Here is a 3,758-nt window from a genome sequence, read left to right on the forward strand (position 1 = left end):
ATCGCGAGCAGGCTCGCTCCTACACAGTAAAAATCAGGTCGCGAACAAAAACGCTTGCACATCCATGCCGGCATCGCGCATCTGCGCCAGCTTGTAGCGCAGGGTCCGCGGGCTGATTCCCAGGCGCTCGGCCGCCTCTTTGCGACGACCGCGCTCGGCGCGCAAGGTATCGATGATCATCTGGAATTCACGGCGACGCAGGTCATCGCCCAGCGCACCGACCGACTCGGACTCGACTTCCACGGGACGTACCGGCGCCTGCGCCAACGCAGGCAGTGGCGCGCAAGCCACCGGCCCGGCCAGGCAGAAATCCTGCGGCTGGATCAAGCCACCCTGCTGCAGAATCAGCGCACGCTGAATCGCGTTGTCCAGTTCACGAACGTTACCCGGCCATGGATAACCGATCAGGCACGCCTGAGCTTCGGGCGACAACCTGGCAGGCGAATGCTTCATTTTATTGACGTGCCTGGCCAGCAGACGCTCGGCCAGCGGCAGGATGTCGGCGGTACGCTCGCGCAACGGGCGCCAGGCCAGGGGAAACACCGACAGGCGATAATAGAGGTCCTCGCGGAAACGCCCCGCCGCCACTTCACCCGCCAGGTCGCGATTGGTGGTGGCGACCACGCGAATATCCAGCGCGATCGGTTTGCGCGCGCCAACCCTTTCGACCTCGCGCTCTTGCAGCACACGCAGTAATTTGGCCTGGAGCCCCAGAGGCATTTCGGAAATTTCATCGAGCAAAATGGTGCCGCCGTTGGCCTGCTCGAACTTGCCGGCTTGCGCGGCAATGGCGCCGGTGAAGGAACCCTTCTCGTGACCGAACAAGGTCGCTTCGAGCATGTTGTCCGGAATCGCTGCGCAGTTGATCGCGATGAACGGCTGATTGGCGCGATGAGAATGCTGATGGATATAACGCGCCAGCACTTCCTTGCCCGTGCCCGACTCGCCCGAGATCAACACAGTGGAATCACTGCGTGCGACCCGCGCCGCCAACTCGAGTAACTGCGCGCTCGCCGGCTCGAACGCTACCGGCCCTCCGCCCTCGGTCAGGCCGAGACTGCCCAGGGCATGACGCCCCACCAGATCGAGCAACGCCTTGGGCTCGAATGGCTTGACCAGGTAATCCGCCGCCCCCTGGCGCATCGCATCGACCGCGCGCTCGACCGCACCGTGAGCAGTCATCAGCAACACCGGTAACTGCGGCTGCCGCACTCGCAGCATGCCAAGCAACTGGTGGCCGTCCATGCCCGGCATATTGACGTCACTGATCACCAGGCTGAAGGCCTCGTCGCCGACGGCAAGCAACGCCTCCTCTGCCGAACCCACCGCCTTGTAATCATGCCCCGCGAGCAGCAGCGTATCAGCCAGTGCCTCGCGCAAAGCGCGGTCGTCCTCGACCAGCAGAACCTTGATACCCATCTGCGTCACTCCGCTCCTTGAGCGCTGCTGAACAACGGCAGGATTACTTGCGCGCAGGTGCCGCGACCGAGCCGCGAACGCAGCTGCAATTCGCCCTGATGAGCACGCGCCACTGCCTTGACCACGGTCAGGCCAAGACCCGTGCCGGTAGTCTTGGTGGTGAAAAAGGGTTCGCCCAATCGCGCCAGAACAGCGGCGTCGATACCGCTGCCACTGTCGCTGACGCACAGGCKCAGGTTATTGCCTCGGGTGTAGAGGTGAATCTTGAGGCGCAATTGACCGGCACTGGCCTGAATGGCGTTCTCGATCAGATTGAGGATCGCGCCGACCAGAGTGTCGCGATTGCACAGCAACTCCCCCGAGTGACTGTCGCACTGCCAGCGGATCGGCAGATCCTGTACGTGGGTCAGCGCCGCCGCTTGCAACGATTGCATCAGCTGACCGGGCGTCACGCGGTCGGTCAGCGGCAACTCGCCCCGGGCGAACACCAGCATGTCGCGCACCTGGTGCTCCAGCTCGTGCAGGCGCTCCTTGAGGCGCCCGGCAAAGCGCTGCCGGGTAGCGACCGGCAACTCTTGCTCGGTCAAATGACTGGCATACAGCAACGCGGCGGACAACGGCGTGCGTATCTGATGAGCCAATGAAGCGACCATGCGCCCCAATGACGACAGACGCTCATGACGGGCCAGTTGATCCTGCAGATGGCGGGTTTCAGTCAGGTCATTGAGCAGCACCAACTGGCCGGGCTCGGCGTCCAGCGAGCGCGTGGCGATCGACAGACGCCGACCATCCTTGAGGGAGACTTCGTGACCATCGTCTTCTCGCGGCGCAAAACAGCGGGCAATGACGTGGCGCCACAATTCACCTTCCAGCGGCAGACCCAGCAACTCGCACGCCGCCGGATTGGCTTCGCGCACGATGCCCTGGGCGTCAATGACGATGACCCCGCCGGGTAACAGATCAAGGAGATTTTGCAGGCGGTTGGCCAGGCGTTCCTTTTCCGCCAGCTCCTGCATGCGCTGGGCGCTGACCACCGCCAGTTCACCCTTGAGCTCGGTAACCCGGGCTTCAAGCATGCTGTAGGAATCGGTCAACTGAGTGGACATCTGATTGAACAGTGCGAATGCCTGCTCAAGACCCAGCCGACTCGCCTGCTCTACGGACGACGGTTGCCGCGAAGCATCAGGGACAGGAGACATCTGGGCGGCTTGGGGCATTGTGCTCTCTCGCTTGGCTGACCGTCAGTTAAACGGAACGTTGCGAGGGACTTAGCAATACCCGTGCCTAAAAAAAACTTCCTATAAATGAATGACTTGAAAAACAGGCGTCAATCATCCGCCTGTTCGTCTCCATCACGCCGGCTCATGCCGTACTTGCGCATCTTTTCCACCAGCGTGGTACGACGGATACGCAACCGCTCGGCCGCGCGCGCCACAATGCCGTTGGCATCATCCAGCGCCTGCTGAATCAAGCCTTGCTCCAGACCACCGAGGTAGTCCTTCAGGTCCAGGCCTTCCGGAGGCAACATGGCGCTGGCCGTGAAGTCCGGCGTATGACCGTTGATGGCCACACGCTCTTCCAGATCACTGCGCAGGCTGTCGACCATCTGCTCGTCTTCATCGTCGACGTAGCGAAATTTCTTCGGCAACTCGACCACGCCGATCACGCCGTAGGGATGCATGATCGCCATGCGCTCCACCAGGTTGGCCAGTTCGCGGACGTTGCCCGGCCAGCCATGCCGGCACAGCGACATGATCGCCGCCGAGTTGAACCGGATCGAACCGCGCTTCTCGTGCTCCATGCGCGAGATCAGCTCGTTCATCAGCAGCGGAATGTCTTCAACGCGCTCACGCAGCGGCGCCATCTCGATCGGGAACACATTCAGGCGGTAGTACAAATCTTCGCGGAAGGTGCCGATCTCGATCATGCTTTCGAGATTCTTGTGGGTCGCCGCAATGATGCGCACGTCGACGCTCTGGGTCTTGTTGCTGCCCACGCGCTCGAAGGTGCGCTCCTGCAATACACGCAGCAACTTGACCTGCATCGGCAGCGGCATGTCGCCGATTTCATCGAGGAACAGGGTGCCGCCGTTGGCCAGCTCGAATCGACCGGCGCGGCTGGTGATCGCCCCGGTGAAGGCACCCTTTTCATGACCGAACAGTTCGCTTTCCAGCAACTCGGCCGGAATCGCCCCGCAGTTGACCGGCACGAACGGCGCTTCGCGGCGCTTGGAATGGTAATGCAGGTTGCGTGCAACCACTTCCTTGCCCGTTCCGGACTCACCGAGGATCAGCACGCTGGCATCGGTATCGGCGACTTGCTGCATCATCTGGCGGACG

At 62.1% G+C, this 3,758-nt stretch carries 3 protein-coding genes; all 3 read right to left on the reverse strand.

Features of this window, described 5'->3' with window-relative positions; all coding sequences use genetic code 11:
• Positions 1-33: 33 nt before the first annotated feature.
• Entirely contained in the window at positions 34-1,419 is a 1,386-nt protein-coding gene (locus ACXRVY_RS19825) for a sigma-54-dependent transcriptional regulator (RefSeq protein WP_223461357.1), read from the reverse strand.
• Positions 1,420-1,424: 5 nt separating this feature from the next.
• Entirely contained in the window at positions 1,425-2,618 is a 1,194-nt protein-coding gene (locus tag ACXRVY_RS19830; RefSeq protein ID WP_458238049.1) for a sensor histidine kinase, read from the reverse strand.
• A gap of 128 nt (positions 2,619-2,746) precedes the next feature.
• A partial coding sequence (locus ACXRVY_RS19835) for a sigma-54 interaction domain-containing protein (protein ID WP_458238048.1) occupies positions 2,747-3,758 on the reverse strand: 1,012 nt, incomplete at its 5' end.

Source organism: Pseudomonas sp. P5_A2_2 (assembly GCF_054177685.1).